The organism is Roseburia sp. 499 (assembly GCF_001940225.2).
Taxonomy (GTDB): domain Bacteria; phylum Bacillota; class Clostridia; order Lachnospirales; family Lachnospiraceae; genus Petralouisia.
In genome coordinates this window covers 3032999-3059987 of the sequence record NZ_CP135164.1, presented here as the reverse complement: position 1 = coordinate 3059987, position 26989 = coordinate 3032999, and the positions used below count along the sequence as shown (strand labels likewise).

The window sequence follows — 26989 nt, the reverse complement described above, 5'->3', positions numbered from 1 at the left end:
TTTTTCAGGCAACTAAAGGTTTTAGACTTCGAATGTATTGTGGACAATTCATCGCATATGCAACGATTACCGTCAACTGGCTTGCAATACCGGCAAGAAAGACATCAGCTTTGGTGGTGGAGTGATTTCTTGTTTTCCTTCCAGCAATACACATGTTGATTTTAAAATGATTGATTACACGCTCGACAATGGCTCTTATTTTATAAGTGTCATTCCACTCGTCAGAATCACGTTGGATGCCAGGAAACATACGTAAATCCATGTTCTCATAAGTATATGTTGTTCGCCCTTTAGCAGCTGTGCTGCAAGGGGTTTCACAGTTGCAATGCCAACCATGGCTATAAGACATCTTAGGGCAGATCCATTTGATACGATTTGAACGACCTTTTTCCTTTGTTACTCCACAGTATTTCATGGAAAGAGAGGAGTCATTAGGGCAAGTAGGATAGCCATAAGCATTATAACCAACCTTTTTAAGAGGGCTTTCATTTCTTGGATTATAGGGGATTAGAGCTTTGGAAAAATGGAAATCATTGAATAACTTTCCATACAATTCAGCAGAGTCGAAAGCAGCATCTCCAAGAAAAGTATTTGGATGAAAGTCTGGATGAAGGGAAAAGAAATCACTAAGAACTGGAACAAGTGCTGCAGCGTCACCTAAGGATTTATCTTCATCGGGAGAAGCAGTTTTCTTTTCAACAGGAAGTTCTGGATGCGCAGATTTGAAATCGTCATCATTGATAAAAGCGATATGTCTTACGATACCTAAACCATTGGTAAGAATAGCAAATTTGTCTGCATAGCAAAAATGACCATTGATGTACATATGCTTTGCGTCAGGACAGGAAACAGCCTGTGAAGGCATGAGGCCATAAGCCATCTTGTAAGGGTCGACATCAGGTTTATCTTTGTAAAAAGCTTTGAGTTTTTTGATTAAAGCATTTAAAGTTTTTGGATTGTTTTCAGTAACATAAAGTTCAATTCCGGAGGTATCAAAGGTAAGCATCTGTGCGAGAGATGAGTCAATTAGTTGGCAGATGGGCTCTGTGTAATCAACCATTCGTTGAAACATGAGTTCAATGTAAGGCTCGAATTCGTTTTTGAACCTGGACATTAAGGAAGCGTCAGGAACTTTAGAAAAACCGCAGAAATCACGTAATTCCTTGCAGAGATTTAAGAATAAAAGAAGCAGGGAATCGGTAGGAATAGAAAATATTTTCTGGAGGATATAGGCGGTAAGAAAACCATGAAGAGAATAAAGACGATTCCTGCCGATGGTAAGATAAAAAGCGGATGTGAATTCTGGAGGGATGAAGTCATCAAGATCAAAGTATTCTGCGAGAATATTAAAGAATGATGGAGAGTCATCCATGAACTGGTTTTGACAGTCTGAAAAAGTTTCACTTAAAGAAATTTGATGATACTTAATAGCCATAAATTTTCTCCTCTCTTGTGAAAAAGTGTTTGTGTTGTTACTTATATTTTATCACTTGAGGAGAGAAAATTTATATAAAATTAGCAATAAAACCCAGTAAAATCAATGGGTTACGGCGTTTATCAAACGCCTAAAATTTATTTATTGCAAAGGAGAAAAAATATGGGAATTGTTGAACTGCTTCTGATAGGCGTTGGCTTATCCATGGATGCATTTGCGGTATCTATCTGTAAAGGACTGAATATGAAAAAGGTAAATAAGTTCCATTGCGTTATTATTGCTCTGTTTTTTGGAGGATTTCAGGCATTGATGCCTCTGATTGGATGGGTACTGGGAAAACAGTTTGAAACGTATATCACCTCAGTAGACCATTGGATTGCGTTTATTCTTCTGGCACTGATTGGTGGAAATATGGTGAAGGAGTCCAGAGAAAAAGAAGAAGAGGAGGTCTGTCAATGCGAGAGTAAGCTCAACATAAAAGAACTTTTTCTTCTTGCGATTGCAACCAGTATTGATGCTTTGGCAGTGGGAATTACCTTTGCATTTTTAAAGGTTAATATTATTCCGGCCATTGCAATAATAGGAGTTACTACGTTTGCTATTTCTGCTGTTGGAGTATTTGTTGGAAATATTTTTGGAAGCAAGTACAAGAGTAAGGCAGAACTTGCCGGAGGAATCATATTGATATTGATTGGGCTTAAGATTTTGCTGGAACATTTAGGCATATTGAACTTTTAACTGGGAATAATACAAAATAACGAAAGAAAAGAGGAAAAGAGATGGATTACATTTTATTAGTAGTAGGATTTGTATTGTTGATTAAGGGTGCGGATTTTTTTGTAGACGGAAGTGCCAGTGTTGCAAAAAAATTGCGTGTGCCTACGATGATTATCGGAATGACAATCGTGGCTATGGGAACCAGTGCACCGGAATGTGCCGTCAGCATTGCTGCATCTGTAAAGGGAAGCAATACCATGGCAATCAGTAATGTAATAGGTTCTAATATTTTTAATTTGATGATTGTATGTGGAGCATGTGCATTATTTGCTCCTTTGGCAGTAAAAGTGTCTACGTTGAAACAGGAATTTCCACTATCTATTTTAGCAGCAATTCTTTTGGTTGGTATGGGATATTTGGGAATGAGTCTGAATCGGGTAGAAGGTGTCATCTTACTGGTTGTTTTTGCAGCGTTTCTGTTATGGATGGTGCTTGCTGCAATGAAGGCAAGAAACAATACAGAAGTAGAAGAGATTGAAACCCTTCCGGGATGGAAGTGCTTGATTTATATCATTGGAGGAATTATTGCCATCGTAATTGGTGGTGATTTAGTTGTAGATTCTGCTTCTAACATTGCAAAAGCATTTGGATTGAGTCAGACATTAATTGGTCTTACCGTTGTAGCATTCGGAACCTCTCTGCCGGAATTGGTAACTTCTCTTGTGGCTGCCAAAAAGGGTGAGACGGATATGGCGCTTGGAAATGTAATAGGTTCTAATATTTTCAATATTTTGTTGGTACTTGGAATTGCAGGAGCAGTTAGTCCGATGGTATTCTTGAATGAAAATTTGATAGATGCTATAATTCTAATAGTAGTAAGTATTCTGGTATGGATTTTTGCATGGAGTAAGAAAAAGCTAAATCGGATACACGGTATTATAATGATTTTGATATATGCGGCATATGTAGTATATATATGCATGCGTTAAAAAGGAGGAAGCGGTATGGACTTTTTTTCTAAATTAGGAGATACCATTTCAGCAACAGGAAAGGATGTTTCCAAAAAAGCAAGGGATTTGACAGGACTTGCAAAGCTGAATATGGATTTAAGAGCCAAAGAAGAATATATACTGAGACAGTACCAGGAAATTGGAAAACAATATTATGAACAGCATAAAGAAGATACAGAGTCAGCATTTGGGGAAATTGCTTTGATAAAAGAAGCGATGGAAGAAATGGAGGCCATCAAAGGTGAAATTGCAGAGCTGAAAGGGATGAAGAGATGTCAGTCCTGTGGGACACCATTGAATATAGACGATGTATTTTGTAAGAAATGCGGCGCAAAATATGAGGAGCCGGAAACAGAGGTATACGAAGGCGAAGTAGAGTAGAGAAGTCAAAGTATAACTTGACTTAAAAGAATTTCTGTGCTACATTTTAGAAATGAAGTAAACACTGAGAAGAAGAGAGTACACATGAAGGAATGGCAAAGAGAGTTCCGGTAGCTGAAAAGGGATACAGGAGAGCATGTGGAAGATGGCTTTGGAGTGGCATTGTCGAACCGGAAGGCTAGATAATGACGGGATCGCCTGTTATAGCGAAGAGTATGAAGGTACTTGTAGAGGTCTGTGTCGTGAGATACAGATAAAGAGAAGTGGTATCACGGACAATAATAGCCCGTCTTCTATGATTGTTTATCATAGAGGACGGGTTTTTTAGGAGGAAAAATTTATGTGTACAAAATGTAACAAAGGAAAATATTATATGACAACAGCAATTGCTTATACGTCAGGCAAACCGCATATTGGTAATACCTATGAAATCGTATTGGCAGATGCGATTGCAAGATATAAGCGTCAGGAAGGTTATGATGTTTATTTCCAGACAGGAACAGATGAACATGGACAGAAGATTCAGGAAAAGGCAGAGGCAGCAGGAATTACGCCAAAGGAATATGTCGATAATATAGCAGGTCAGGTAAAAGAAGTTTGGGATTTGATGGGAGCGTCTTATGACAATTTCATTCGTACTACAGATAAAGATCATGAAACTCAAGTAGCTAAAATTTTTAAAAAGTTATATGATCAGGGGGACATTTACAAAGGTTCTTATGAAGGCTTGTATTGTACTCCTTGCGAATCCTTCTGGACAGAGTCTCAGTTAGTGGATGGAAAGTGTCCGGACTGTGGAAGAGACGTGCAGCCTGCCAAGGAAGAGGCGTATTTCTTTAAAATGAGTAAATATGCAGATCGTTTGATTGAACATATCAATACACATCCGGATTTCATTCAACCGGTGTCCCGTAAGAATGAGATGATGAATAACTTCTTATTGCCGGGACTTCAGGACTTGTGTGTATCCAGAACATCATTCAGCTGGGGAATTCCGGTAGATTTCGATCCAAAGCATGTGGTTTATGTATGGTTGGATGCGTTGACCAACTATATTACTAAGATAGGATATGATGTAGATGGCAATTCTTCAGAGCTGTTCAATAAGAATTGGCCGGCAGACCTTCACTTAATAGGTAAGGATATTATTCGTTTTCATACGATTTACTGGCCGATTTTCCTGATGGCATTGGATTTACCACTTCCAAAACAGGTATTCGGACATCCGTGGCTGTTACAGGGCGATGGTAAAATGAGTAAATCCAAGGGAAATGTGTTGTATGCAGATGAACTGGTAGATATGTTTGGTGTAGATGCCATCCGTTATTTCCTGCTTCATGAGATGCCATTTGACAATGATGGCGTTATTTCCTGGGAGTTAGTAACAGAGCGAAGAAATTCTGATTTAGCGAATACGCTGGGGAATTTGGTAAACAGAACTGTTTCCATGAGTAACAAGTACTTTGATGGAGTAGTAACGGATGCAGGTGTAACCGATGCAGTTGATGAAGACTTGAAGAACGTGGTAACCGGAACTGTTGAAAAAGTTGCTGCCAAGATGGAAGAACTTCGTGTAGCAGATGCTATTACAGAGATATTTAATCTCTTCAAACGCTGTAATAAATATATTGATGAAACAACACCATGGATTCTGGCAAAAGAAGAAGCAGATAAGCCACGTCTTGCAACTGTTTTGTATAATCTGGTAGAAAGTATTTCTATCGGTGCTACACTGTTAAAGAGCTTTATGCCTCAGACCGCAGAAAAGATTCTGGCTCAGTTAAATGCAAAAGAAGTACCATACGAAAGCTTAGATACCTTTGGTCATTATGTTAGTGGAACAAAGGTTACAGAAGAACCGGAAATTCTTTTTGAACGTATGAAAGTAGAAGAAGTGATGGAAAAGGTGGCACAGTTACATCCGCAGAAAGAAGATGTATTAAAAGAAAAACAGGAAGAAATTGGAATAGATATTGAATCTAAGCCTGAAATAGAGTATGATGATTTCATGAGAATGCAGTTTCAGGTAGGAGAAGTTATTGCTTGTGAAGCGGTTGAAAAGTCAAAGAAGTTGCTTTGCTCTCAGGTGCGGATTGGCAGTCAGGTGAAACAGATTGTATCGGGAATTCGTAAGTTCTATACACCGGAAGAAATGGTAGGAAAGAAAGTAATGGTTCTGGTGAATCTGAAACCGGCAAAGCTAGCGGGAGTTTTATCCGAAGGAATGTTGCTCTGTGCAGAAGACGAAAATGGACAGCTTGCTCTGGTAGTGCCGGAGAAGAATATGCCTTCCGGAGCGGAAATTTGCTAGTAAGGGATAATTGAAAACATAAAACGTATTTAAGAGAGGAAAAGAAGTATGTCCTTCTTAAATACGTTTTTCTGTATAGAAAGGAATGTAGCCCATGGATTTTTCCAATTATCCAAGCGAAGTTAGAAAGATAACGGATAAAATATTGACACAGGGAGTAACAGAACCACAGGTTTGTCTGGAACTATGTCAAAGATTAATACAAAAAGGCAAGAAGGAAAATGATATTAATCTCTTAGGGTTTGGATATTACCATCTATCCAATGTTTATTTTACTCTGAATGATGATAAAAATTTTATAGAATGTTTGCAGTTAGGAATTGAATATCAGAAGGAAGCATCACAGTGGTCAATTTTGGTAAAGTCTTATAATTTTATGGGGGTTAGCGCTGCGAATCAAGGGAATGTAACAGTTGCTTTGGATCAGTATCTCTTAGGATTAAGGGTTGCGAAAAGGCATAATTGTGAATATGAGACAGCGATAATTTATAATAATCTGGGACAACTTTATGTATACTTGGAAGAATTTGAACGTGCGATACATTACCTTTTGGAATCGGAACAGTTGCTTCAGAAATTTCAGACAAATTCACACGCTAGGGAAAACCTTATTATGTTGTATACAATATTAGGGCATTGTTATCTGGAATTGGGAAAGATTTCGGAAGCAGAAGAAGCAGAGCAAAAGATGATAAAGCGTATGCAGGGAGAACAGCTGGAAAGTGTAGATATGCTGTTGATTCGTAGTTTTCAAGCCCAACTTCGCCATGCGCAGGGAAGAAACGAGGAATGCGAGCAGTATGTTGCAATGATTATGAAAAGTATGGGAGATGTTCAGACGTTTTTAGAGGCGTGGGAGGATATTCTTTGCTTTGGAGAATTCTTGTTCAGGCTGAAAAAGTATACGGAATTGGAACAGTTTTTTCAGAAAATGGAAGAGATGGTGGAACAGACCCAGATTACAAATTTAAAGATAAAGTTTTTATGTTTAAAAATCCGTTATTTTAAGGAGCAGAGAAACAGAAAGGAATATTTGGAGTCATGTGCAAAGCTTTATGAGTATAGAGAAGTACAGGATAAAGAAAACCTTGCTATGCTTCGTCGTTCAGCAGAGTTGCGATTTAGTCTGGAAGAGGCTATAGGAAAGGAAAAATTGCTTCGTAAGGAGACGAGCAGACTGCAGGAGAAGGCAGAGCGAGATGCTCTTACCAAGCTTCCGAATCGGTATCGCTTAAAAGTGTTTGCAGAAGAACTTTTTGAAAAGGCTTATCAGGCTCAGAATACTTTTGGAATAGAAATTCTGGACGTGGATTATTTTAAACAGTATAATGATGGATATGGACATCAAAAGGGGGATGAATGTCTAAAGGTTATTGGAGAAGCCTTGCGTCAGATGATGGAGAATGATAATGATGTTTTCTGTACACGATATGGTGGAGATGAGTTTGTAATTATTTATTATGGAAAATCGGATGAAGAAATTTTGCATCAGGCAGTGCTTTTGAGAAAACGCATTTTAGAGAAGCAAATTTTACATGATTACTCTCCGGAGAGAAAGGTTGTTACTATATCTCAGGGAATTCACAATACCGTGCCAAGAGAGCAAAAGGGGGTGTGGGAGTATCTTCATTCTGCAGACAAAGCGCTATATCAGGCAAAAAAATATAGAAAGAACAGCGTCTGTATGAGGTATGAGAAGGAAAATGACTTAATAGATACGGTTGTTCTGGCAAGTAGGAGAAAAAATGATATTTGAAAGTCATGCACATTATGATGACAAGCAGTTTGATAGTGACAGAGAGCAGCTGTTGTCATCCATGAAGGAAAATGGAATTGAAACAATTATAAATGTAGGTTCTGATTTTCGTGGTTCGAAGGATACGGTAGAACTTGCGAAAAAGTATGATTTTATTTATGGAGCTATCGGGATTCATCCAAGCGACATTAGTGATTTGAATCAGGAGACATGCCAGTGGCTGGAGGAAAATGCAGCACTGGAAAAGGTGGTAGCAATCGGAGAAATTGGACTGGATTATTACTGGGATAAAGAGGAAGAAGTTCAAAAGGCACAGCGGTATTGGTTCGAGTGGCAGATGAAGCTGGCGGAGAAAGCGAACCTTCCGGTGATTATTCATTCCAGAGATGCGGCAGAAGATACATTAAAGTTAATGAAAGAGATTCATGCAGAACAGATTCCGGGTGTGATACACTGTTTTTCTTATTCCAGAGAAATGGCGGAAGAATATGTGAAAATGGGGTACTATATTGGAATTGGTGGAGTAGTAACCTTTAAAAATGCAAAGAAATTGAAAGAGGTAGCTGCAAACGTACCATTGGAACGAATACTGTTAGAAACTGATTGCCCATATCTTGCACCGGAACCGCATCGTGGAAGTCGTAATTCTTCTTTGAATTTACCTTATGTAGCAGCAGAAATTGCACGAATTCGGGAGATTACACCGGAGGAAGTGATAGAAGTTACGAAAAGGAATGCGGAGCGTCTCTTTTTTGGAAGTGTAAAATAGGAATAGAACAGGAGCGATTATGGCAACATTAGGAAATCCACAGAATACCATAGCGGTATTACAAAAATATAATTTTAATTTTCAGAAAAAGTTTGGGCAAAATTTTTTGATTGATACAAGAGTGTTGGAACGTATTATTGCAGCAGCCGGTGTGACGAAAGAGGACTTTGTATTGGAAATTGGACCGGGAATCGGAACAATGACACAGTATCTTTGCGAAAATGCAAGAGCGGTAGCGGCAGTAGAGATAGATAAGAATTTGATTCCAATATTAGAAGATACTTTAAGTGATTATGATAATGTAGAAGTAATCAATGACGATATTTTAAAAGTAGATATTAACCGGTTGGCAGAAGAGCGAAATGGAGGAAAGCCCATTAAAGTAGTGGCTAATCTTCCGTATTATATTACGACGCCTATTATTATGGGATTGTTTGAAAGTCATGTTCCTATTGATAGTATTACGATTATGGTACAGAAGGAAGTAGCAGACCGAATGCAGGTGGGACCTGGAACAAAGGATTATGGCGCACTTTCTCTGGCAGTGCAGTATTATGCCAAACCGGAAATTGTAGCTAACGTGCCACCTAATTGTTTTATGCCAAGACCGAATGTAGGGAGTGCTGTAATACGTCTTACACGTCATACAGAGGTTCCGGTACAGGTGGAGGATGAAAAGTTAATGTTTCGTATTATTCGTGCATCTTTTAATCAGCGTCGAAAAACACTGGCAAATGGTCTGAATAATGCTCCGGATATTCCGTTATCCAAAGAGAAGATAGGAGAGGCGATAGCACAACTAGGTGTGAATCCAAGTATTCGTGGAGAGGCATTGACATTGGAACAGTTTGCAAAACTTAGTAACATCATTGAAAATATGTTGAAATAGACGGAAAATATGGTAAAATTATAGTAGTATTTGTGAAAAAGAAATAAAACACAAAGGATAAAGGGGGACTACTATGAGGTCAATAAAAACCAAAATTACGTTATCGGTGCTTTTATGTGCTGCAATTTCTGTTCTTGTCTGTGGGGTACTAAGTATACAGAATGCATATAGGACATCCTATGAAGATTCTAAGAAAATAATGGCTCTTAACGGTCGTGAGCAGAGCGAAAAAATCAATGGAATGCTACAGCGTGTTTCACAATCGGTTGATACGGTGTACAGTATTGCAGTAGCAAATCTAACAGATGTGGATGAATTTAAGTCGAGTGAGGAATATGTGGAAGCCTATACAGAGCAGATGGAGAATGTTCTGATAGAAGCTGCTACGAATACAGAAGGGGCCCTGACAGCTTATATTCGTTATAATCCTGAATTTACAGAGCCTACCAGTGGCTTGTTTCTTACCAGAGATTCTGATGATGCAGCATTTGAAAGTGTTACACCTACAGATTTTTCCATGTATGATGAAAGTGATTTGGAACATGTGGGATGGTATTATATTCCAGTGCAAAATAAGCAGGCAACCTGGATGGAGCCATACCTAAATTCTAATATCAATGTTTATATGATTTCTTATGTGGTTCCGATTTATGTAGATGGGGAATCCATTGGTATTATAGGAATGGATATTGACTTTTCAGAGTTTGAGGATACGTTAGAGGATGCATCATCTGAAGGTATGGGATACAGTTTCTTGACAAATACAGAGGGAAAGGTCATGTATCACAAAGGGATAGAGACCGGAACAAGGCTTTCTGAAACAGATAGCAGTTTATCCGTAGTAGAGAAGGCAGTAGCAGATTCGAATCAGGCGGAGCAGTTTATAGAATATACCTATAAGGGCGCCAAGAAGAATATGTATTATACCAATTTAAATAATGGTATGGTTCTTGTGATGACGGTTCCGATATCAGAACTTCAGGAAGAGGCAGTGCATGTGGCGAAGTTAATTCTTTGCGGAGCAATTTTGGCATTAGTTATTTCAGGAGTGATTGGACTTATTCTTAGTAGAGGTCTTACGAAACCAATCACTCAGATTAATGGTATTGTAGAGTCTACGGCAAAGTTTAACTTTATTCATAATCCGGCAAACGATATTCTTTATAAGAAAAAAGATGAAACGGCTACTATGGCGAAATCCATGCATGAGATGCGTAAGAATCTTCGTAAGATGGTAGAAGATGTGCGAGTAGCAGACGAAGATATGACCAATACCATAGAGCAAATGACAAAGACAACGGACCAGGTTAGTGAAATGGGTGAGAGCAATGTTGCAGTTACACAGGAGCTTGCAGCAGCTATGGAAGAGACAGCAGCTACCATGGAAACCGTAAATAATACCATTATGGATATTCGTCAGCGTGCAGGAGTAATTCAGAATCGTTCCGAAGAAGGAAAGAAATCTTCTACAGAGGTAAAAGAGCGTGCTAGTCAGTTAAAGGGAGCTACTCAGACAGCAAGTGAAAAGACAACACAGATGTACGAGAATGTACGTCGTAGGTCAAATCAAGCAATTGAACAGGCAAAGGCTGTGGAAAGAATTAATGAACTGACAAAAGCTATTCTGGATATTTCCAGTCAGACCAATTTATTGGCGTTGAATGCATCCATAGAAGCGGCAAGAGCAGGAGAAGCCGGAAAAGGATTTGCAGTAGTTGCAGGAGAAATTGGTTCTCTTGCAGAGCAAACCTCCAATACGGTAACAGATATCAATGAGATTATTGAAGAGGTTAATACAGCAGTGGAAAATATGGCGCTTTGCCTGAAGGAAAGCTCGGATTTCTTGGAGCAAAATGTATTAACCGATTATGGTAATTTCAATACTGTCGCAGAACAATATACAGAAGATGCCACGAGCTTTGAAGGCAATATGAGTGAAATCGGAGGTCAGATTGATGCCCTGCAGAAGGCAATTATGGAAATTGCCGAGGCAGTGGACAATGTAAGTAAGACCGTAAGTGAGTCGGCTACCGGAATTACAGATATTGCCCAGAGAACTCAGGAAATGTTCCAAGTGGTACAGGTAAATAATGATTTGGTAGATAGCAGCGAAGAGAATATTGCAAGACTACAGAATATCGTAAATATGTTTCAGTTATAAGAATTAGAAGAAAATTCCACTGCGTCTTTCTGGAAACGTTTCGGAATATTTTGGTTTTGTAGTTTGGGATTGCGTCTGGCTTCAATGGCAATGCTTTCAAAAAAGCCACACCACAGCCGTTGATATTCCAGTTCTTCCGAAGAAAAACGATGTAACATTTCTTCATTCAGGCCCTCGGTGCCGGTAAGGAAAAAGTAAGAACCTTTCCGGTGCAGAGCGGCCTTTTTTCGTGTCTCATCATAAATCATGAAGTTTTCTTCCGGTAAGCGGTCGGAGAAATGGTCGCCCAATAAAGGAAGCACATCGTTCTTGGGGTGGATACGGGCAAAAAGAACTCCATTCTCCAATTCCTGAAATCGTAAAAATCCAAGAAGATGGTGGGCTTCATTACTGGTAGCACGTGAAAGTTGAAATACTCGGTTTACATAAGGTTCTCCCAAGTATTCCAAGACGTGGCGACCATCTTTGAGCGAAAGTCCCAGTACAATGGTCCGATAGATAGCATCCGCCTTAGAGAGTTGGTTGGACTTGCGAGAAGGTTCTTCCAGAGCGGATGCAGCCTCGCAAATTTGTGAATAAACATTTGCGCCTAGACGTTGCAGTAATGTATTTCCAACTTTGTGGCTCTTTTCTGCATCGGGAGTGACGGAAATGTATTCGTCAAATAAAGTGTAATTGTCCGGTGTGCGTGTGGTAAGAGATATATTACGATGGCCATAATGACTTGCCCAAGCATCATATACTCCGGTGAAGATGCCATCGACACTGTCCTCGCAAAGAAAAATATACATAAATAGCCTCCTTATATGGCGGTAATTTGTTGTCCCGGTGGAATAATCTGTGCATCGGTGAGGTGAAAGTCTGCACGCATATCCTGGTCAAAGAAACTCAACTGTTGGTAGCCACCTTCGCGGATTTCTCTGGGAATTTGTGTTTTATCCCGCAAAAGATTCTCACAGATATAGTTTTCTTCTAGTTTGGTGTTATACATCATCTTGCCGGAACAGGTAATAAAGTAAAGTGCCCGCTTCAATACGACTCCGATTTTTTTAAGATCATCAAAGGTAAGTTTGTTCATTTTGCGCGCCTTTACAATGCGTTCTGCAGATTTGTAGCCGATGCCCGGAACGCGTAGCAGAGTTTGGTAACTGGCACGATTAATTTCTACAGGGAAGTATTCCAGATGTCGTAGTGCCCAGTCACATTTAGGGTCAAGAAATATATTAAAGTCAGGTCGGTCTTCTGACAATAATTCCGATACTTCAAAGTTGTAGTACCGCAGTAACCAGTCTGCCTGATAAAGGCGGTGTTCCCGTAATAGTGGTGGTCCTCCGGCAGTGGTCGGAAGATTGGAATTATTATTTACGTTTACAAAAGCAGAATAAAAGACACGTTTTAAAGAAAACTTTTTATAAAGCCCTTCTGCTACGCTCATAATCTGGAAGTCATTTTCCGGGGTGGCGCCAATAATCATTTGTGTAGATTGACCGGCGGGGACAAAGGTGGGAGCTTTATGGTATACCATAAGTTCGTGTTTATTTTCTGCAATGCCATTTTGAATCTGACGCATTGGCTTTAAAATAGTTTTCCGTGATTTATAAGGGGCAAGCTGTTTCAGACCATCGGAAGTAGGAAGCTCTAAATTTATGCTCATACGATCTGCAAGGAAGCCGGTCTTTTCCACAAGTACCGGGTCTGCTCCCGGAATTGCCTTTACATGAATATAACCATTGAAGTGGTGAATGGTTCTTAATTGATAAACAGTTTGATAAATTAGGTCCATGGTATAGTTAGGACTTATCATAATGCCGGAGCTTAAAAATAATCCTTCAATATAGTTACGGCGGTAAAATTCCATAGTAATGGTGCAGACTTCTTCCGGTGTAAAAGCAGCACGCTTTACGTCACTGTTGCAATTATTTAGACAATAGGCACAGTTAAAAATACATTCATTGGTAAAGAGGATTTTCAAAAGAGAAACACAGCGTCCATCAGCAGAAAAAGTATGGCAGATTCCCGGGGCAATGGAATTCCCCATTCCCTTCCCGGTTCCCTTGCGGTCTACCCCGCTGGAAGTACAGGCAACGTCATATTTAGCGGCATCAGATAAAATCGTCAGTTTTTCCATCAAATCCATATTCATCTGCAAATTCATGTGTATCCCTCCTGAAGCAAACGTATGTTCTGATATAAGGATAGCATATGTGGATGGAAAAAGCAAGAACATTTGTTTGGAATAGTGTGGATTTAACACAATGAATTATTTATTACAGCGTCGGAAAAACAGAAAAGCAGTCGCACACTATAATAGTGCATGACTGCTTTATAAATCCAAAAAATTGAATTGAAATAAGTTGAGTTTTAATCTTGGTTTGAAAAAAATGCCTTGCTTATTAATATAAATTCTTCTTGGTTTGATATCATTGCGGGATGACCGCCATGTTCAAATAAAAACTGCTTTCCATGCTCAACTTTGCCGATCATGTCATGAAACAGATTTTCGTAAAAACCTTCAGGGAAGAAAGGATCTTCTTTGCTTCCGGTAAAGAGTATTTTTGCCTTTAGAGTATTAATTGGTTTATGAAAAAAGTTAATGATATGTTCTGCATGTGCAATTACAGATTTTGTATCAGCATCAATCACAGATTCCCAATCTGAACCATTCATCATCTCATAAAACATTTTTGAGCCAACATCATTTTTGGATGCCTCTCTTCCTATGCGTAAGTTTTCGGTAATGAGAGGATTTGCCTTCTCGCCTTCAAAACTGTCAGCAATTATTTTATTTACAAGATCTGGACGTTCCAATGCAATATTAATACCTGCAAGAGCGCCTCCGCTTGTGCCGATAATATTTACATTTTGGTATCCCTTTTCGTCCAAAAGGCATATCGCCTGCATTGCTTCGTCATACCATAAATCTTCAGCCCATGTCTGAATACGCTCTGATTTTCCGCAACCAAGGAAATCTATTAGAATTACTCTGTAATCCTTTGCATACGTTTCTTTGATTTCAGAAAACATTACGGATGATGCCGTATTTCCGTGTAGGAAAAGAAGGGGTGTACCCATGCCAATTTCTTCAAAATAAATGTTGTGTGAGTGATATTTAAAATAAGCCATAATAGTCCTCCTGTTTATACAATTTTGTTTACTATATACACAGGCAAGACCGATACATTTTTATAACGGCCTTGCCGTTACATCCAAATTCCCATAAAGATACCTCCTTCTGAATAAAATCAGAAATATATACAATCTAAATTTTACGATAGAATGAAGCTTATGTCAATTTACGTATTTTTTTCTTTCACCCCACATAGACTACACAGAAAGGGGATTTCTATGAAAGAAAAAATAAAGACGTTTTTTTCCGTTTGTGTATTAGTAATTGCGATTCCTTATATTGTTACGTTGTTGTTTCAGGGCGATGAGACAAGCATTACAGAAAACAGCACGTTGGCACAGACACAGGAAAGTGAAATAGATGTTGAAGAATATGTCAAAGGAGTAGTGGCAAAACAGATTTCTCTGGAAAGTGAAACGGAAACGCTGAAGGCGCAAACGGTTATTGCAAGGACAATGATTGTAAAGGCTCAGGAGGAGGGAAAAGAGCTACCCGAATCTATGGATACTCAAAAACTATTGGAATTATGGGGACAGAAAGGATTTGAAGAAAAGTATAATGTGTTGGAGGAAGCGGTAGCAGCGACAAAAGGAGAGATTCTGACTTGGCAGGGAAAACCTGCTGAAGCGGCATATCATGCAGTCTCTGCGGGAGTAACAAGGAATGGCCAGGTGACTTTGGGAAGGGAAGATGTTCCTTATTTAGGGGCCGTAGACAGTGAATATGATATTTCTTCTCCTAATTATTTGAAGGTTATTTTTATGGAAAAAACAGAGTTGGCAGAAAAACTGCAGAAAGCGGATAATTCTTTGGTGTTGAATCCGGACGAAATACCGGGAAATATCCAGATTATAGCGAGAGATGATAGTGGATATGTGACACAGGTACAGATTGGGACAGTAACCTTGTCGGGAGAGCAGTTTCGGCAATATCTGGACTTGAACTCTGCATGTTTTTACATAAAAGAGGTGGAAGGCCAGGTGCGTATTCTTACCAAAGGACTTGGACATGGATTGGGACTTAGCCAATATGGGGCAAACGAAATGGCAAAAAAGGGAAAAGATTATAAGGAAATTTTGAATTATTACTATAAAGGATTAGAACTGAAAACGTATTAAAAATTACAAATTGTGCAGTTCTCTATATTGTAGTTGGGCGCATAATATTAATTTCTCCAATTCGAAACTCGGTTTTTTCCTTCATGCAACAGAAACTGAATACAAAAATTCGATTTTCATATGTGGAACACTTTGTGTTCTTCTTACAACAGTATAAAAGAATGAATGGGTATGCCAGAAAGATGTTTGAGGACAGAGAAACATTGTTTTAAATGTGTATCTGTCCGAGTTCTTTTGGCATACCCTTATCGAACATTCTTGTTACTGCTGTCTAGAAGAACTAGAAGTGTGGATTCATATGAAAATCGGATTTTTTTGTATCAGTTTCTTTGCAGAAGACAAAAAAACTCAGATAACGAACTTGGAGAAATATATTTCGCCCAACTACAATCTTGTCTCGCAAAGATTTTATTTGTAATTTTTCATACTATTGTATAAACCTGTATTTTCCGGCAAAACTAACAGGGAAAATAAAAACAGGAAGGTGATAGGATGAGAAATGGAAAAACAACGACAGGACTGAGGCAAAAATCGTATGTTATTGCAGCGGTAATTATGTTGGCAGCGGTATTCGGTATGACTGGTATCTACTATTCTCAGCAGAATAAGAAGCAGGAAGCAAAGCTGGCAAAAGAGCAGGAAGAAATGGAAAAACAGGAAGCAGCGAAAGAGAAAGAAGAAGCTTTGAAAAAGGAGCAGCAGGCAAAAAAAGAGGAAGAAAAACAGCAGGAGACAGAAGCAGTGTCAGGGATTATTCCTCCACAGAGTACTGATTTTCTGGATGCACCGGAAGCGACGATAGAAAAAGAATCCGTTGCACAAGAAGTAGAGTTTCACTTTGATACGGAAAATATGAGTTGGCCATTGCAGGGAAATGTAATTATGAATTACAGCATGGATCAGACCATATATTTTGCAACATTGGATCAGTATAAATATAATCCGGCAATTGTCATTCAGGCAGAGATAAATGCTCCGGTAGAGGCAGTATCAGCTGGAAAAGTAATATCTATAGAGAATAATGCGGAAACAGGAACAACTGTAACAGTAGATATGGGAGATGGTTACAGTGCGGTATACGGACAGCTCAAAGAGATTGCATGGAATACAGGAGACAGTGTGGCAGCAGGTGAAGTCATTGGTTATGTAAGCGAGCCAACAAAATATTATTCCGTCGAAGGTGCGAACTTGTACTTTGAATTATTGAAGGATGGAGCACCGGTAAACCCAATGGAGTATCTGGAATAAATATACAATAAAGCTGTGGAGCATTTCTTTACACTTTTGTGGAAACCAATTATAATAAGAAAAGTGTTAGAGAAGGCAATACAGGCACAGAAGCCTGAAAAACTTCATAGAATAGAATATGACCGGAAAATCCGCAGTCGTATATTTATTTACAGTCAGTATTAATTTGGGTGAAGTACGCGAAGACGGCTGCTTTGCATATAGGAGACTGCCAGGCAGTCTCTTTACATAGAAGGAAAGAACATGAAACAGAATGTAACGTATATTTTGGAATGTAGCGATCATACATTGTATACAGGATGGACAAATGATATAGAGAAACGTTTAGAAGCGCATAATAGCGGACAAGGAGCTAAATACACCAGAGGCAGACGACCGGTAAAATTGGTATATTTAGAAGTTCATAATACGAAACAAGAAGCTATGAAAAGGGAAGCCTTTATAAAAAGGCTTCCTAGAATACAAAAAGAAGAACTGATACAGCAATATGCCGCAATGTTAAAAGAGAACTTATAACAGCGGCATTTTTGCTACAAAACAATACATTACAATGAAGTGGCAAATGCTTCCGCCCATAACAAACAAGTGAAAGATTTCATGAGAACCGAAATTTTTATGTTTGGCATTGAAAATGGGGAGTTTCAATGCGTAGATAACACCGCCAATCGTGTAAATAATTCCACCTGCTAAAAGCCAACCAAAGGCTTGAGCGGAAAGGGAGTTAATAATTTGGGTAAAAGCAAGTACACATACCCAGCCCATTGCAATATACAGAACCGAAGAGAACCATTTCGGACAAGTAATCCAAAAGCCTTTTATCAGAATTCCTACAAGGGCAATTCCCCATACTAAAGCAAGAAGCGTATAACCTAATTTACCGCCGAGTACGATAACACATACCGGAGTATAGCTACCTGCAATTAAAACAAAAATCATCATGTGATCCAGTTTGCGTAAAATACGATTTGTGTGTTCAGATAAATCCAATGCATGATAAGTGGCGCTTGCTGCATATAGTAGGACCATGCTGATAATAAAAATAGCAAGTGATATAACATGAACTTTGTCCGGATTGGTGGAAGCTCGTATTAGCAATGGAGTTGCGGCGAATAGTGCCATTAGCATACCGATAAAATGGGTAATGGAACTTCCGGGTTCTTTTAATTTGAATTTCATATGACCATCTCCTTTGGAAATATTATATGTAAAGTTTTGAAAAATATAACAAGTAGTATTTAAAACTATATCTGCGATAAATAAATACTACTACTTGTAAGGGTGAAAGTCAATAGAAGGTTGTGAAAAAAATCAGTGGTTTGACAATAACGATAATCTCTGTTATGATAAGCAACAGACTTTAAAAGCAGTCGATGAAAGGAAATATATGGAAACAGTAAGATTTGATGAATTAAATTTATCCCCTCAGATATTGAGAGGAATTCAGGAAATGGGATTTGAAGCGGCTAGTCCGATTCAGAGTCAGGCGATTCCTGTAGTGCTTGCAGGAGGCGATGTAATCGGTCAGGCTCAGACAGGAACCGGAAAGACAGCTGCATTCGGAATCCCTTTATTAATGAAAGCAGACCCACAAAATAAGAAGACACAGTCTATTGTTCTGTGTCCTACTAGAGAACTGGCAGTTCAAGTGGCAGATGAGATTCGCAAGTTAGCGAAATATATGCATGGAGTAAAAGTGCTTCCGGTATATGGAGGTCAGGAAATCAGCAAGCAAATACGTTCCTTAAAGGGAGGAGCACAGATTATTGTGGGAACTCCGGGTCGTGTTATGGATCACTTAAGAAGAAAGACAATTAAATGTGACTATATTAATACGATTGTTTTGGATGAAGCAGATGAAATGCTCAACATGGGATTCCGTGAAGATATTGAAACAGTGTTAGGATATCTGAAGGAAGACCGTCAGGTAGTACTTTTCTCGGCAACTATGCCAAAGGCAATTATGGATATTACCAGAAAATATCAGAAGAATGCTACTACGATTAAAGTGGTAAAGAAGGAACTGACTGTTCCGAATATTGAACAGTATTACTATGATGTAAAGCGAAAAGATAAAGTAGAGGTGCTAAGCCGACTTTTGGATGTATACAATCCAAAGCTTTCTCTGGTATTCTGTAATACCAAGCGTATGGTAGAGGAATTGGTAACAGCATTGCAGGGAAGAGGCTATTTTGCGGAAGGGCTTCATGGCGATATGAAGCAACAGCAACGTGATCGTGTTATGAAGAATTTCCGTGATGGAAAGACAGAGATTTTGGTGGCAACAGACGTAGCAGCTCGTGGAATCGATGTGGATGATGTAGAGGCAGTTTTTAATTTTGACGTTCCGCAGGATGACGAATATTATGTACACCGTATCGGAAGAACCGGACGTGCAGGAAGAACAGGGCGTTCCTTTACCTTTGTAAAAGGAAAAGAAGTATATAAACTGAAGGACATTCAGCGGTACTGCAAGACCAAGATTCTTGCTCAGAAGATTCCAACCATGGAGGATGTAGCTCAAGTCAAACTGGAAAAAATCATGGATAAGGTATCTGCCATAGTTGAAGAAGAGGATTTGACACCAATGCTTGATATGATTGAAAGCCAGGTAAATGAGTCAGATTATACCGCTATGGATATTGCAGCAGCCTTTTTGAAAATGGCTATGGGTGGAAATGATGAGCAGGGTTCGGAAAAGGATAATTTTGACTTCGGAGATACCGGAGCAGAAGAAGGAATGGTTCGTCTTTTCATTAATATAGGAAAGAAACAGAAAGTGAAGCCTGGAGATATTTTAGGAGCCATCGCTGGAGAATCCGGAATGCCGGGAAAACTGGTAGGAGCCATTGATATGTTTGATAAATATACTTTTGTAGAAGTGCCGAGAGAATATGGAAGAGAAGTGCTTTTGGCATTAGCAGGAGCTAAGATAAAAGGTAAGAGTATCAGCATCGAGCCAGCAAACCAGAAATAATAAACCTATGAAAAAAAGCTTATCAGAATGCAAATTTCTGATAAGCTTTTTTTTGTGGGAAAATTACTGATTTTTTATATCGCTTTTCTGTTGCAAATCGATGTTTTTCAGTGCATCGTCAGACAGAATTGTCACAATATCTAAAACTGGAATCAATCTTCCATTATGTAGTGCGACACTGGAAATAATATGTTTTCCGGTGGGGTCTGCAATTTTGGGAATTGTGGAAATATCGTTAGAAGCCAAGTCGATAATCTCTCCAATAGATTCTACAATTAATCCCAAATCTCCATCTTTAGTAGAAAGTACAACGATTCTTGCGGTATTGCTTTTTTCTACAGCAGCTTCCTGAAGACGCAGACCTAGGTCAATAACAGGAATATTTTCGCCGCGTAAATGCAGAATTCCTTTGACATAGTCTGGCATTTCTGGAATTGGAGTGATAAAGGGCATTTCAATCAGCTGCAGTACATCGATGCTGGAAACAGCATAAATATTTCCATTTGCCCAAAAAGTAAGATATTTGAACATACCATTGATTGTTAATTCTTTGTCATCCATAATAAGCTCCTTTAATGGTAAAGTTTTATTTATAATAGTATAATTGTACACACAAAGGAAAAAATTTACAAGAAAACATTAAGAAATCACAAGGAAATTCTTAGGATAATTTTAATTAGTGAGAAAAATATTGAGAAGAAGAAAAAGAACATGTTATAATCCCATCTTTGACACTTGGAAAAGAATAAGACAGTCACAACCCTACTATTTTCAAGGGTTGCGGCTGTTTTTTTGTTCGTAGCGATATGTGCTATTTTTTGATTATGCTATTTAATCTGTTTTGTTTGTTTTATGATGGTTCGCATGAAAGCTTTTGAGAGGAATTCAAAGTCTGTCCTAAATCCGAATGCATTGTGTAAAGCATCGGTAAGTTTTGTGCGTTTATACGATGGTATATATCCACCGTCTTTTGACAACAGTGTCACATTCATATTTCTTAAGGTTTCCAATATCTGGCTGCAGGTGAAGTCTGATTCAAGTTTTTTCTCAAGCAGACGATAGAGAAGCAGGCTGATATAACATGTCATAAAATGAGCCTTGATACGGTCATCTCTTCTAACGTACACAGGCCGTGCTTCGAATTCCGTCTTCATAATACGGAAGTTTTCTTCAATCTCCCAGCGTTGTTTGTTGATCTTTATAATCTCATTGATATCTCCTTCAAGATTTGTGATAACAGCATAGAAGCCATCATATAGCTCTTCTTTTCGAATCAAATCTTCATCAAGCCCATAGACCTGATTTTCAGCAATCTCGCCATCAGTAGTGACTAATGTCTTTTTGACAAAGCGCATAGGGTCGTTTTGATTTTTTCCTTTTCGCTTTGAACCCGGAGAGGCAATAAGCTTTTCGGCACGTTCAATCTGACGGGCACGTACTTTTCTCTGATATGCCTTATATTTAGGAGAGTAGGTGACAATGAGGGTCTCATCCATGTCTCCTGTAACAACGGGAACTTCCTTGTAATAGATAGAGTTGAAGACCTCTTCGTCTGTTTCATCCAAAGTGCGAAGATCAACAAATGAAGTTGTTCCTGTTTTTCGGAACTGTGTTGGATTCATGGCAATATCACGATCCTCTTTTTTCATTTTTTTCAAAGAGTGTGTGATGATGTATGAACGATTTCCAATGCTGTTAAAACGTCGGTTGTCTGCACTGCCGAGACCCGCATCGGAACAAAAGATAAAATCGCTGCAGTTAAAATCCTGAAGAATCTTTTTCTCTAATGGTTTTAATGTTGTCTGCTCATTCTGATTTCCAGGAAAAATGTCAAAGGCTAAAGGAATGCCATCTGCATCCATAAACAAGCCCATAGTAACAATCGGGTTTGGACGGTTTTCTTTGCTTTTTCCATACTTTTTGATGCTGTCTTCTTCTTCAATTTCAAAGTAGTAATTCGTGCAGTCATAATAGAGGATACGTTGATTTCTTGGATGTATGAAGTTAGAGTTCTTGTAGAGCTCTTCTTGTATGAAATCGGATTCCTGTGCAATAACAGAGAGTGCGCGATACAGATTTTGAAGAGAATATTTTGGTGGTTCCAGGAGAGATTGGCAGTAAGAATAGCTGCTCAGTTTACTGGATGGGGAAAGAATTCTGGCATAAATCAAATCTGTAAGGATGGCATGAAAATCATAGTTGAATTTATGGCGGGTACGAATGTTTCTGCAGATGTTATCCAGTCTTAATTCGCTACAGAGCTGCTGTAAAAACAGATATCCGACATTAAAAAATCTATCTTCCTCCAATGGAATGCGTGAAAGAGGTGAAAAAGAAACGGACACTTTCTCTTTTCTCTGATTAAAAAGATTTGTTTCTTTTTCGGCTTCCTTTTTAGCCCATGCCATCATTTCTTTTTCGTCTCCAGAAAACTGTTCTAAAAGATCGTTGTATTTTCCGAGTTTCTTATAGATGCGGGAAGAAGTCTTTCCATTATCTTTGCGGTAAGATTGTTTGATATAAACATCTTTGTTATTTTTGCTGCCAGTAATACATATATACATAAGAATTATCCTCCGATATGTCTTTTCTTATATTATACCACAAAGAGTACAAAAGAGCACGTATAAAATCATAAAATTTGACAAAAAAATAAGCCCAGAATGGCTTAAATAAAGGATTTGTATTAAAATGTAAAAAAATCAAGTGTCAAAGACCCGGATAATTTTAATTAGTGAGAAAAATATTGAGAAGAAGAAAAAGAACATGTTATAATAAGCCAACAGAATAAGGAGGGTAAAAACATGAGTAACAAAAAAATATTATTAGTACTTATGACAGCTGTATTGGTGGGAACAATGATAATCGGATGCGGAGGAAATGAATCAGAGAAGAAGGACAATAAGAGTAAAACAGAGGCACAGACTCAGAACACCGCAATTCATATACCGGAATGTGAAGAAATGGATGAAGCATTATTGGAGGAATTTAAAGAGGCAAATACCCTAACGAACCTTTGTGAGAAATACGGAACGGTTCAGATTGATAGCAAATATATTTTTATGGATGAGAAAGGAAAGAAATCAAATGGTGGGAAAAGCACAGACCAATATCGTATGGGTGAGAATGGAATAGAGTACCAGAACATTTCGGATGGATATCGTTCTTATCAAAATGGACAGAGCGTTTCCTATAGCAAATATGAGATGATGGATGAAAACGAAGCTTCACAGGGAAATAGTTATATGGTAACTTATACATCTAATTCATTTATTGAAAATTGGGATGTGGATTTCGTCAACGGTATCTACACGGGAGTGGAGTATGCAATGGAATACGGTTACAAGGAAACTGCAGATGGCTATGAAATCTATGAAGCGTATGATTTTGGTGACGGTACAGGAAATGTAATTACTTATTACGCAAATAAGGATAAGGTAGTAGAAAAGATGGAATCCCTTGCATATCCGCAAAATGCAGCGCGATATGTAGACAGTACTCGTGAATTAACAACCGGTGGAGATATTTCTATAGCACCTATTGAAGAATTTGAAAATGGTGAAATTACAGTAACGGTAGTAGAGAAAGTGTCTGGAGCACAAACACAGATTAAAATGCCTGCGGGAACAGAAGTGTATTTCTGTGTAAATGATGACGAAATCGTTACAACAGATGAAGCAGGTACGCAGATGATAGGTGCAGACCGTTTCGAGACTTACACTACCGTAAATGCGGATATAACCTTCTACATCGTACAATCAGCCATGACTCCGGAAGAAGAGGAGTCCATGTATTCAGATACAGAGCCGGTGGGTTAAGTTAGATTCATGTGTCGTTAACAGTTTCATCATATACCCATCACAAAACACCCGTATATTTTGGGCGGTAACGCTAAGATATACGGGTATTATTTTTGCCATATTCCTAATCGATGTATTCGCACAGTGTCAATAAAATCTTTTTCATTTTTCATACTGGCACATAATGGTAAGGGTATGCAAGAAAAAATCAGGAGATTATGTGAAGTCCTTTTTTATCACACACCAAATGTTGTGCAAAATGCATATTTTAAAAACGGATAATAGTAGAGCGTTGTGCAAAATGATTGACAAAATACCGTGAAAATAGTACCATAGTACCATGGGAGATGAAAGGAGAGGGATAAGGATATGAAGAAAAGAATACTAAGCGCAATTTTAGTAGCAGCGATGCTCATAGGTTGTGTGTGTGTAGGATGTTCTTCCGGAAAAAACAGCAATACGGAAAAAAGTAATGATACTGGGGCGAAGGTAGAGAAATTAAATCCGGAATGGGCAGAGACCACCACATTTTATGAGATTTTCGTAAGAAGTTTTGCAGACAGTAATGGGGATGGTATTGGTGATTTTAAGGGAATCACAGAAAATGTGGATTATCTCAAGGAGTTAGGAGTTGGGGCAATTTGGCTCATGCCGATGATGGAATCCACTACCTACCATGGATATGATGTGGCAGATTACTATGCAGTAGAATCCGATTACGGAACGATGGAGGACTTTGATGAACTGGTAAAAATCTGTCATGACAATGATATCAAGGTTATTATTGATTTTGTAGTAAATCATACCTCTTATCAGAATGAATGGTTCCGAGAAGCATTAGCTGATGAAAATAGTAAATATAGAGAGTTTTATTTTATTCAAGATACAGATCCGGGAGAGGCGGAATGGTATCAGGATGAAGAAACTGGATTGTATTACTATGGGCATTATGACAAGATTATGCCGGATCTTAACTATAATAGTCAGGCTGTTCGGGATGAAATCAAGTCAGTGGCTGACTTCTGGCTTGAGCATGATGTCGATGGATTTCGCTTAGATGGTTCTAATAATATAGACGATGACATTAGTGTAACGCTGGATTGGTGGAACGAATTTGCCAGGGAAGTTATGAGCAAAAAGGAAGATGCTTTTATTGTAGGAGAGAACTGGTATACGAATTATGCAGAGATTGCAAATTTCTATCAGTCAATGCCGTCTTCCTTTAACTTTATCGCAACAGATGAAATACTTGAAATGGCGAAGGGACGTAACGCAGATATTGTAGCTGATTTGAATACAATGCATAAATCCTTTGAGGAGAAATCATCATCTGAAAAAGGTGTCAGCGCATTGATGATAGATTCTGTAATGATTGGAAATCACGATATGGATCGTGTCGCCACAAGAGTAAATTCTGAGGAAAAGGCAAAGCTTGCAGCAACAATTCAGTTTACATTACCGGGGACACCATTCATTTATTACGGAGAAGAAATTGGACAGTTGGGACAGAAGCCGGATGATAACCGTCGTGAACCATTTGACTGGTATGCAAATGCTGATGGCGATTACATGACCAAAATGACCGATGCATTTTTCAATCCAACGCTTACTTACGTAGTGCCGAATGATGGAATTTCGGTAGAAGAGGAGAATGATGATAAGGATAGTGTATTGAATCACTATAAGAAACTGATTCAGATTCGTAATGATAATCCTGTATTCTACAATGGAACTTATGAGACCTTGGGAATGGGTGGTGGATTATATGCATATTCTATTACCGAAGATAACAGTAAATATCTGGTAATTCATAATCAGAGGGAAGATGCTAAGACCATTACTTTAAATGTAGATGGAACAGACTTGTATCATGAGGAGGAAGTCTCTGCCGGAGAATATACCTTAGAGGGGTATAATTCTTTGATTTTAAAGTATGATTCTGATACATGCCCAATTAACGAGGATGATTTCCAGGCAGAGGAACAGCAGGAATATACTGTAACAATACGAGTTACCGTTCCGGAGAATACACCGGATGAACCGATTTATATTATCGGAACCTTCGATAACTGGAAGGTGGCGGATGAGCCATACATTATGACAAAGGTAGGGGATTATACTTATGAATATACTCTTACAGGAGAAGCATATTCTGATATTGAGTACAAGTATAATCGTGGAAATTGGGATGCCAGAGAGCAGAACGCAGATCACCAAGATTTGGTAGGACCTCTTCAGAAAGAGAATCGTGAGTATAGTTTTGAAGAAGATGGTTTTGTACAGGAAGATGTAATTGAAAGTTGGTCGGATGTACAGTAAAGAGATAAAAGAAAACCCGCGAGTTAGTACTTGTGGGTTTTCTTTGGGATGGCATATTCTGCTGATGAGTATTTTTTGGTTGGAAGGTAGCTGCCGTCTATGTTGTTGTGGGATTGATTATCGCAGTTGTTGGGGGAACTTTAATCGAAAAAATGCACTTGGAAAATCAGGTACAGGAATTTATTCGAAATAGTAAAGTCATGGATGTTCCGCAGGAAAAATTGACAAAGAGAGACAGACTAAAATATTCATGGGAGCAAGTTGTATCAACGGCCAAAAAAGTAGCACCGTATGTAGTGATAGGTGTCGCTATAGGGGCAGTTATTCATAATTGGATACCGGAGAAATGGATTGTAAAAGTATTAGGTACGGGTAATCCGGTGGGAGTAATACTGGCAACAATTTGTGGTATTCCAATGTATGCAGATATTTTTGGCTGTATTTCGATTGCAGAAGCACTGCTTGTGAAAGGAGCAAGCTTAGGTGTTGTGCTGTCCTTTATGATGGGGGTTACAACCCTTTCATTACCGTCAATTATTATGCTAAAAAAAGCAGTAAAGCCTAAACTGTTGGGAATTTTTGTTGCAATTTGTACGATAGGAATTATTATGGTGGGATATTTCTTTAATGCTATTCAGTATCTATTGATATAGAGCATTTGGTTTATGTCAAATTAAAAAAATTTTAGGAGGACAAGAAAATGGGATTATCTATTCAAAGTATTAAAGTACTTAGTGCAGGCTGTAAGTCTTGCCACCAGATGTATGAGAATACAAAAAAGGCACTTGAAAATGCAGGGATTAATATAGAAGTAGAATATGTAACAGATATGGAAAAGGTAATGACTTACGGAATCATGAGTATGCCGGGACTTGTGATAAATGAAAAGGTGGTATCTGTAGGAAAAGTTTTAAAACCGACAGATATAGAAAAATTACTTTATAAGGGTGAGGTCTAAAAAAATTGGAAAACAA

21 protein-coding genes, 2 pseudogenes and 1 other annotated feature are annotated in these 26989 nt (G+C 38.5%); of the genes and pseudogenes, 16 read left to right on the top strand and 7 right to left on the bottom strand.

Annotated elements, in window-relative coordinates; genetic code table 11:
* Positions 1-4: 4 nt before the first annotated feature.
* Positions 5-1435, bottom strand: coding sequence for a transposase (locus BIV20_RS15055; protein ID WP_075717430.1), 1431 nt, complete (start codon positions 1433-1435; stop codon positions 5-7).
* Between the two features lie 162 nt (positions 1436-1597).
* Here BIV20_RS15055 and BIV20_RS15050 point away from each other — a divergent pair, with 162 nt between their 5' ends.
* From BIV20_RS15050 to BIV20_RS15015, 8 genes are all read left to right on the top strand, one after another.
* Positions 1598-2173 carry a manganese efflux pump MntP gene (locus BIV20_RS15050; RefSeq protein WP_075717428.1) on the top strand — a complete coding sequence of 192 codons (576 nt, stop codon included), beginning with the start codon at positions 1598-1600 and terminating at the stop codon, positions 2171-2173.
* 41 nt (positions 2174-2214) lie between these two features.
* A complete protein-coding gene (locus BIV20_RS15045) occupies positions 2215-3141 on the top strand; it encodes a calcium/sodium antiporter (protein WP_075717426.1) in 927 nt (308 codons plus the stop codon).
* Between the two features lie 15 nt (positions 3142-3156).
* On the top strand, positions 3157-3543 hold the full coding sequence (locus BIV20_RS15040) for a zinc ribbon domain-containing protein (protein ID WP_075717424.1): 387 nt from the start codon (positions 3157-3159) through the stop codon (positions 3541-3543).
* 57 nt (positions 3544-3600) lie between these two features.
* Positions 3601-3840, top strand: a binding site (T-box leader).
* Positions 3841-3883: 43 nt separating this feature from the next.
* Positions 3884-5854 (top strand): methionine--tRNA ligase, encoded by a 1971-nt coding sequence (gene metG / locus BIV20_RS15035; RefSeq protein WP_075717422.1) that lies wholly within the window; start codon positions 3884-3886, stop codon positions 5852-5854.
* Between the two features lie 94 nt (positions 5855-5948).
* Positions 5949-7610: a diguanylate cyclase gene (locus BIV20_RS15030; RefSeq protein WP_075717420.1), complete on the top strand. Its 1662-nt coding sequence runs from the start codon at positions 5949-5951 to the stop codon at positions 7608-7610.
* A complete protein-coding gene (locus tag BIV20_RS15025; protein ID WP_075717418.1) occupies positions 7600-8379 on the top strand; it encodes a TatD family hydrolase in 780 nt (259 codons plus the stop codon). The genes BIV20_RS15030 and BIV20_RS15025 overlap by 11 nt, the downstream gene beginning before the upstream one ends.
* Before the next feature lie 19 nt (positions 8380-8398).
* On the top strand, positions 8399-9268 hold the full coding sequence (rsmA, locus tag BIV20_RS15020; protein ID WP_075717416.1) for a 16S rRNA (adenine(1518)-N(6)/adenine(1519)-N(6))-dimethyltransferase RsmA: 870 nt from the start codon (positions 8399-8401) through the stop codon (positions 9266-9268).
* A 73-nt stretch (positions 9269-9341) separates the two neighbouring features.
* A complete protein-coding gene (locus BIV20_RS15015; RefSeq protein ID WP_075717414.1) occupies positions 9342-11429 on the top strand; it encodes a methyl-accepting chemotaxis protein in 2088 nt (695 codons plus the stop codon).
* Here BIV20_RS15015 and BIV20_RS15010 read toward each other — a convergent pair.
* The 3 genes from BIV20_RS15010 to BIV20_RS15000 all read right to left on the bottom strand — a co-directional run bounded on the left by BIV20_RS15010 (position 11420) and on the right by BIV20_RS15000 (position 14552).
* Positions 11420-12220, bottom strand: a complete 801-nt coding sequence (locus BIV20_RS15010) for a TIGR03915 family putative DNA repair protein (RefSeq protein ID WP_075717412.1) — start codon at positions 12218-12220, stop codon at positions 11420-11422. The two genes, BIV20_RS15015 and BIV20_RS15010, sit on opposite strands and share 10 nt — an antisense overlap.
* An 11-nt stretch (positions 12221-12231) precedes the next feature.
* On the bottom strand, positions 12232-13584 hold the full coding sequence (locus tag BIV20_RS15005; RefSeq protein WP_075717410.1) for a putative DNA modification/repair radical SAM protein: 1353 nt from the start codon (positions 13582-13584) through the stop codon (positions 12232-12234).
* 206 nt (positions 13585-13790) lie between these two features.
* On the bottom strand, positions 13791-14552 hold the full coding sequence (locus tag BIV20_RS15000; protein WP_075717408.1) for an alpha/beta fold hydrolase: 762 nt from the start codon (positions 14550-14552) through the stop codon (positions 13791-13793).
* Positions 14553-14774: 222 nt separating this feature from the next.
* Between BIV20_RS15000 and BIV20_RS14995 the strand changes: the two genes are divergently transcribed.
* From BIV20_RS14995 to BIV20_RS14985, 3 genes are all read left to right on the top strand, one after another.
* A complete protein-coding gene (locus BIV20_RS14995; protein ID WP_075717406.1) occupies positions 14775-15674 on the top strand; it encodes a SpoIID/LytB domain-containing protein in 900 nt (299 codons plus the stop codon).
* A gap of 492 nt (positions 15675-16166) precedes the next feature.
* Positions 16167-16922, top strand: coding sequence for a M23 family metallopeptidase (locus tag BIV20_RS14990; protein WP_075717404.1), 756 nt, complete (start codon positions 16167-16169; stop codon positions 16920-16922).
* A gap of 243 nt (positions 16923-17165) precedes the next feature.
* Positions 17166-17438 (top strand): GIY-YIG nuclease family protein, encoded by a 273-nt coding sequence (locus BIV20_RS14985; RefSeq protein ID WP_075717402.1) that lies wholly within the window; start codon positions 17166-17168, stop codon positions 17436-17438.
* On the opposite strand, the gene trhA is transcribed toward BIV20_RS14985, so the two are convergent.
* Positions 17433-18098 carry a PAQR family membrane homeostasis protein TrhA gene (trhA, locus tag BIV20_RS14980; RefSeq protein WP_075717400.1) on the bottom strand — a complete coding sequence of 222 codons (666 nt, stop codon included), beginning with the start codon at positions 18096-18098 and terminating at the stop codon, positions 17433-17435. The genes BIV20_RS14985 and trhA overlap by 6 nt on opposite strands.
* Positions 18099-18306: 208 nt before the next feature.
* On the opposite strand from trhA, the gene BIV20_RS14975 reads away from it, so the two are divergent.
* Positions 18307-19896, top strand: coding sequence for a DEAD/DEAH box helicase (locus BIV20_RS14975; RefSeq protein ID WP_075717398.1), 1590 nt, complete (start codon positions 18307-18309; stop codon positions 19894-19896).
* Positions 19897-19959: 63 nt separating this feature from the next.
* On the opposite strand, the gene BIV20_RS14970 is transcribed toward BIV20_RS14975, so the two are convergent.
* Both BIV20_RS14970 and BIV20_RS14965 read right to left on the bottom strand, forming a co-directional pair.
* A complete protein-coding gene (locus BIV20_RS14970) occupies positions 19960-20457 on the bottom strand; it encodes a chemotaxis protein CheW (RefSeq protein ID WP_075717396.1) in 498 nt (165 codons plus the stop codon).
* A gap of 266 nt (positions 20458-20723) precedes the next feature.
* The gene (locus BIV20_RS14965) at positions 20724-22460 is read right to left on the bottom strand and encodes an IS1634 family transposase (protein WP_075717394.1); all 1737 of its coding nucleotides are present in this window, start codon (positions 22458-22460) and stop codon (positions 20724-20726) included.
* A 240-nt stretch (positions 22461-22700) separates the two neighbouring features.
* Here BIV20_RS14965 and BIV20_RS14960 point away from each other — a divergent pair, with 240 nt between their 5' ends.
* The 4 genes and pseudogenes from BIV20_RS14960 to BIV20_RS14945 all read left to right on the top strand — a co-directional run.
* Positions 22701-23714, top strand: coding sequence for a hypothetical protein (locus BIV20_RS14960; protein WP_075717392.1), 1014 nt, complete (start codon positions 22701-22703; stop codon positions 23712-23714).
* A 351-nt stretch (positions 23715-24065) separates the two neighbouring features.
* Entirely contained in the window at positions 24066-26015 is a 1950-nt protein-coding gene (locus BIV20_RS14955) for an alpha-amylase family glycosyl hydrolase (RefSeq protein ID WP_075717390.1), read from the top strand.
* Positions 26016-26058: 43 nt separating this feature from the next.
* Positions 26059-26668 (top strand): annotated as a pseudogene (locus BIV20_RS14950) (permease); the annotation flags it as partial.
* 59 nt (positions 26669-26727) lie between these two features.
* Positions 26728-26973: pseudogene (locus tag BIV20_RS14945) on the top strand (thioredoxin family protein); the annotation flags it as partial.
* Positions 26974-26989 lie beyond the last annotated feature (16 nt).

Bases quoted from the DNA above. Each gene is read 5' to 3' on its own strand.
- BIV20_RS15055 (WP_075717430.1), bottom strand. From the start codon at position 1,435: ATGGCTATTAAGTATCATCAAATTTCTTTAAGTGAAACTTTTTCAGAC.
- BIV20_RS15050 (WP_075717428.1), top strand. From the start codon at position 1,598: ATGGGAATTGTTGAACTGCTTCTGATAGGCGTTGGCTTATCCATGGAT.
- BIV20_RS15045 (WP_075717426.1), top strand. From the start codon at position 2,215: ATGGATTACATTTTATTAGTAGTAGGATTTGTATTGTTGATTAAGGGT.
- BIV20_RS15040 (WP_075717424.1), top strand. From the start codon at position 3,157: ATGGACTTTTTTTCTAAATTAGGAGATACCATTTCAGCAACAGGAAAG.
- metG (WP_075717422.1), top strand. From the start codon at position 3,884: ATGTGTACAAAATGTAACAAAGGAAAATATTATATGACAACAGCAATT.
- BIV20_RS15030 (WP_075717420.1), top strand. From the start codon at position 5,949: ATGGATTTTTCCAATTATCCAAGCGAAGTTAGAAAGATAACGGATAAA.
- BIV20_RS15025 (WP_075717418.1), top strand. From the start codon at position 7,600: ATGATATTTGAAAGTCATGCACATTATGATGACAAGCAGTTTGATAGT.
- rsmA (WP_075717416.1), top strand. From the start codon at position 8,399: ATGGCAACATTAGGAAATCCACAGAATACCATAGCGGTATTACAAAAA.
- BIV20_RS15015 (WP_075717414.1), top strand. From the start codon at position 9,342: ATGAGGTCAATAAAAACCAAAATTACGTTATCGGTGCTTTTATGTGCT.
- BIV20_RS15010 (WP_075717412.1), bottom strand. From the start codon at position 12,220: ATGTATATTTTTCTTTGCGAGGACAGTGTCGATGGCATCTTCACCGGA.
- BIV20_RS15005 (WP_075717410.1), bottom strand. From the start codon at position 13,584: ATGAATTTGCAGATGAATATGGATTTGATGGAAAAACTGACGATTTTA.
- BIV20_RS15000 (WP_075717408.1), bottom strand. From the start codon at position 14,552: ATGGCTTATTTTAAATATCACTCACACAACATTTATTTTGAAGAAATT.
- BIV20_RS14995 (WP_075717406.1), top strand. From the start codon at position 14,775: ATGAAAGAAAAAATAAAGACGTTTTTTTCCGTTTGTGTATTAGTAATT.
- BIV20_RS14990 (WP_075717404.1), top strand. From the start codon at position 16,167: ATGAGAAATGGAAAAACAACGACAGGACTGAGGCAAAAATCGTATGTT.
- BIV20_RS14985 (WP_075717402.1), top strand. From the start codon at position 17,166: ATGAAACAGAATGTAACGTATATTTTGGAATGTAGCGATCATACATTG.
- trhA (WP_075717400.1), bottom strand. From the start codon at position 18,098: ATGAAATTCAAATTAAAAGAACCCGGAAGTTCCATTACCCATTTTATC.
- BIV20_RS14975 (WP_075717398.1), top strand. From the start codon at position 18,307: ATGGAAACAGTAAGATTTGATGAATTAAATTTATCCCCTCAGATATTG.
- BIV20_RS14970 (WP_075717396.1), bottom strand. From the start codon at position 20,457: ATGGATGACAAAGAATTAACAATCAATGGTATGTTCAAATATCTTACT.
- BIV20_RS14965 (WP_075717394.1), bottom strand. From the start codon at position 22,460: ATGTATATATGTATTACTGGCAGCAAAAATAACAAAGATGTTTATATC.
- BIV20_RS14960 (WP_075717392.1), top strand. From the start codon at position 22,701: ATGAGTAACAAAAAAATATTATTAGTACTTATGACAGCTGTATTGGTG.
- BIV20_RS14955 (WP_075717390.1), top strand. From the start codon at position 24,066: ATGAAGAAAAGAATACTAAGCGCAATTTTAGTAGCAGCGATGCTCATA.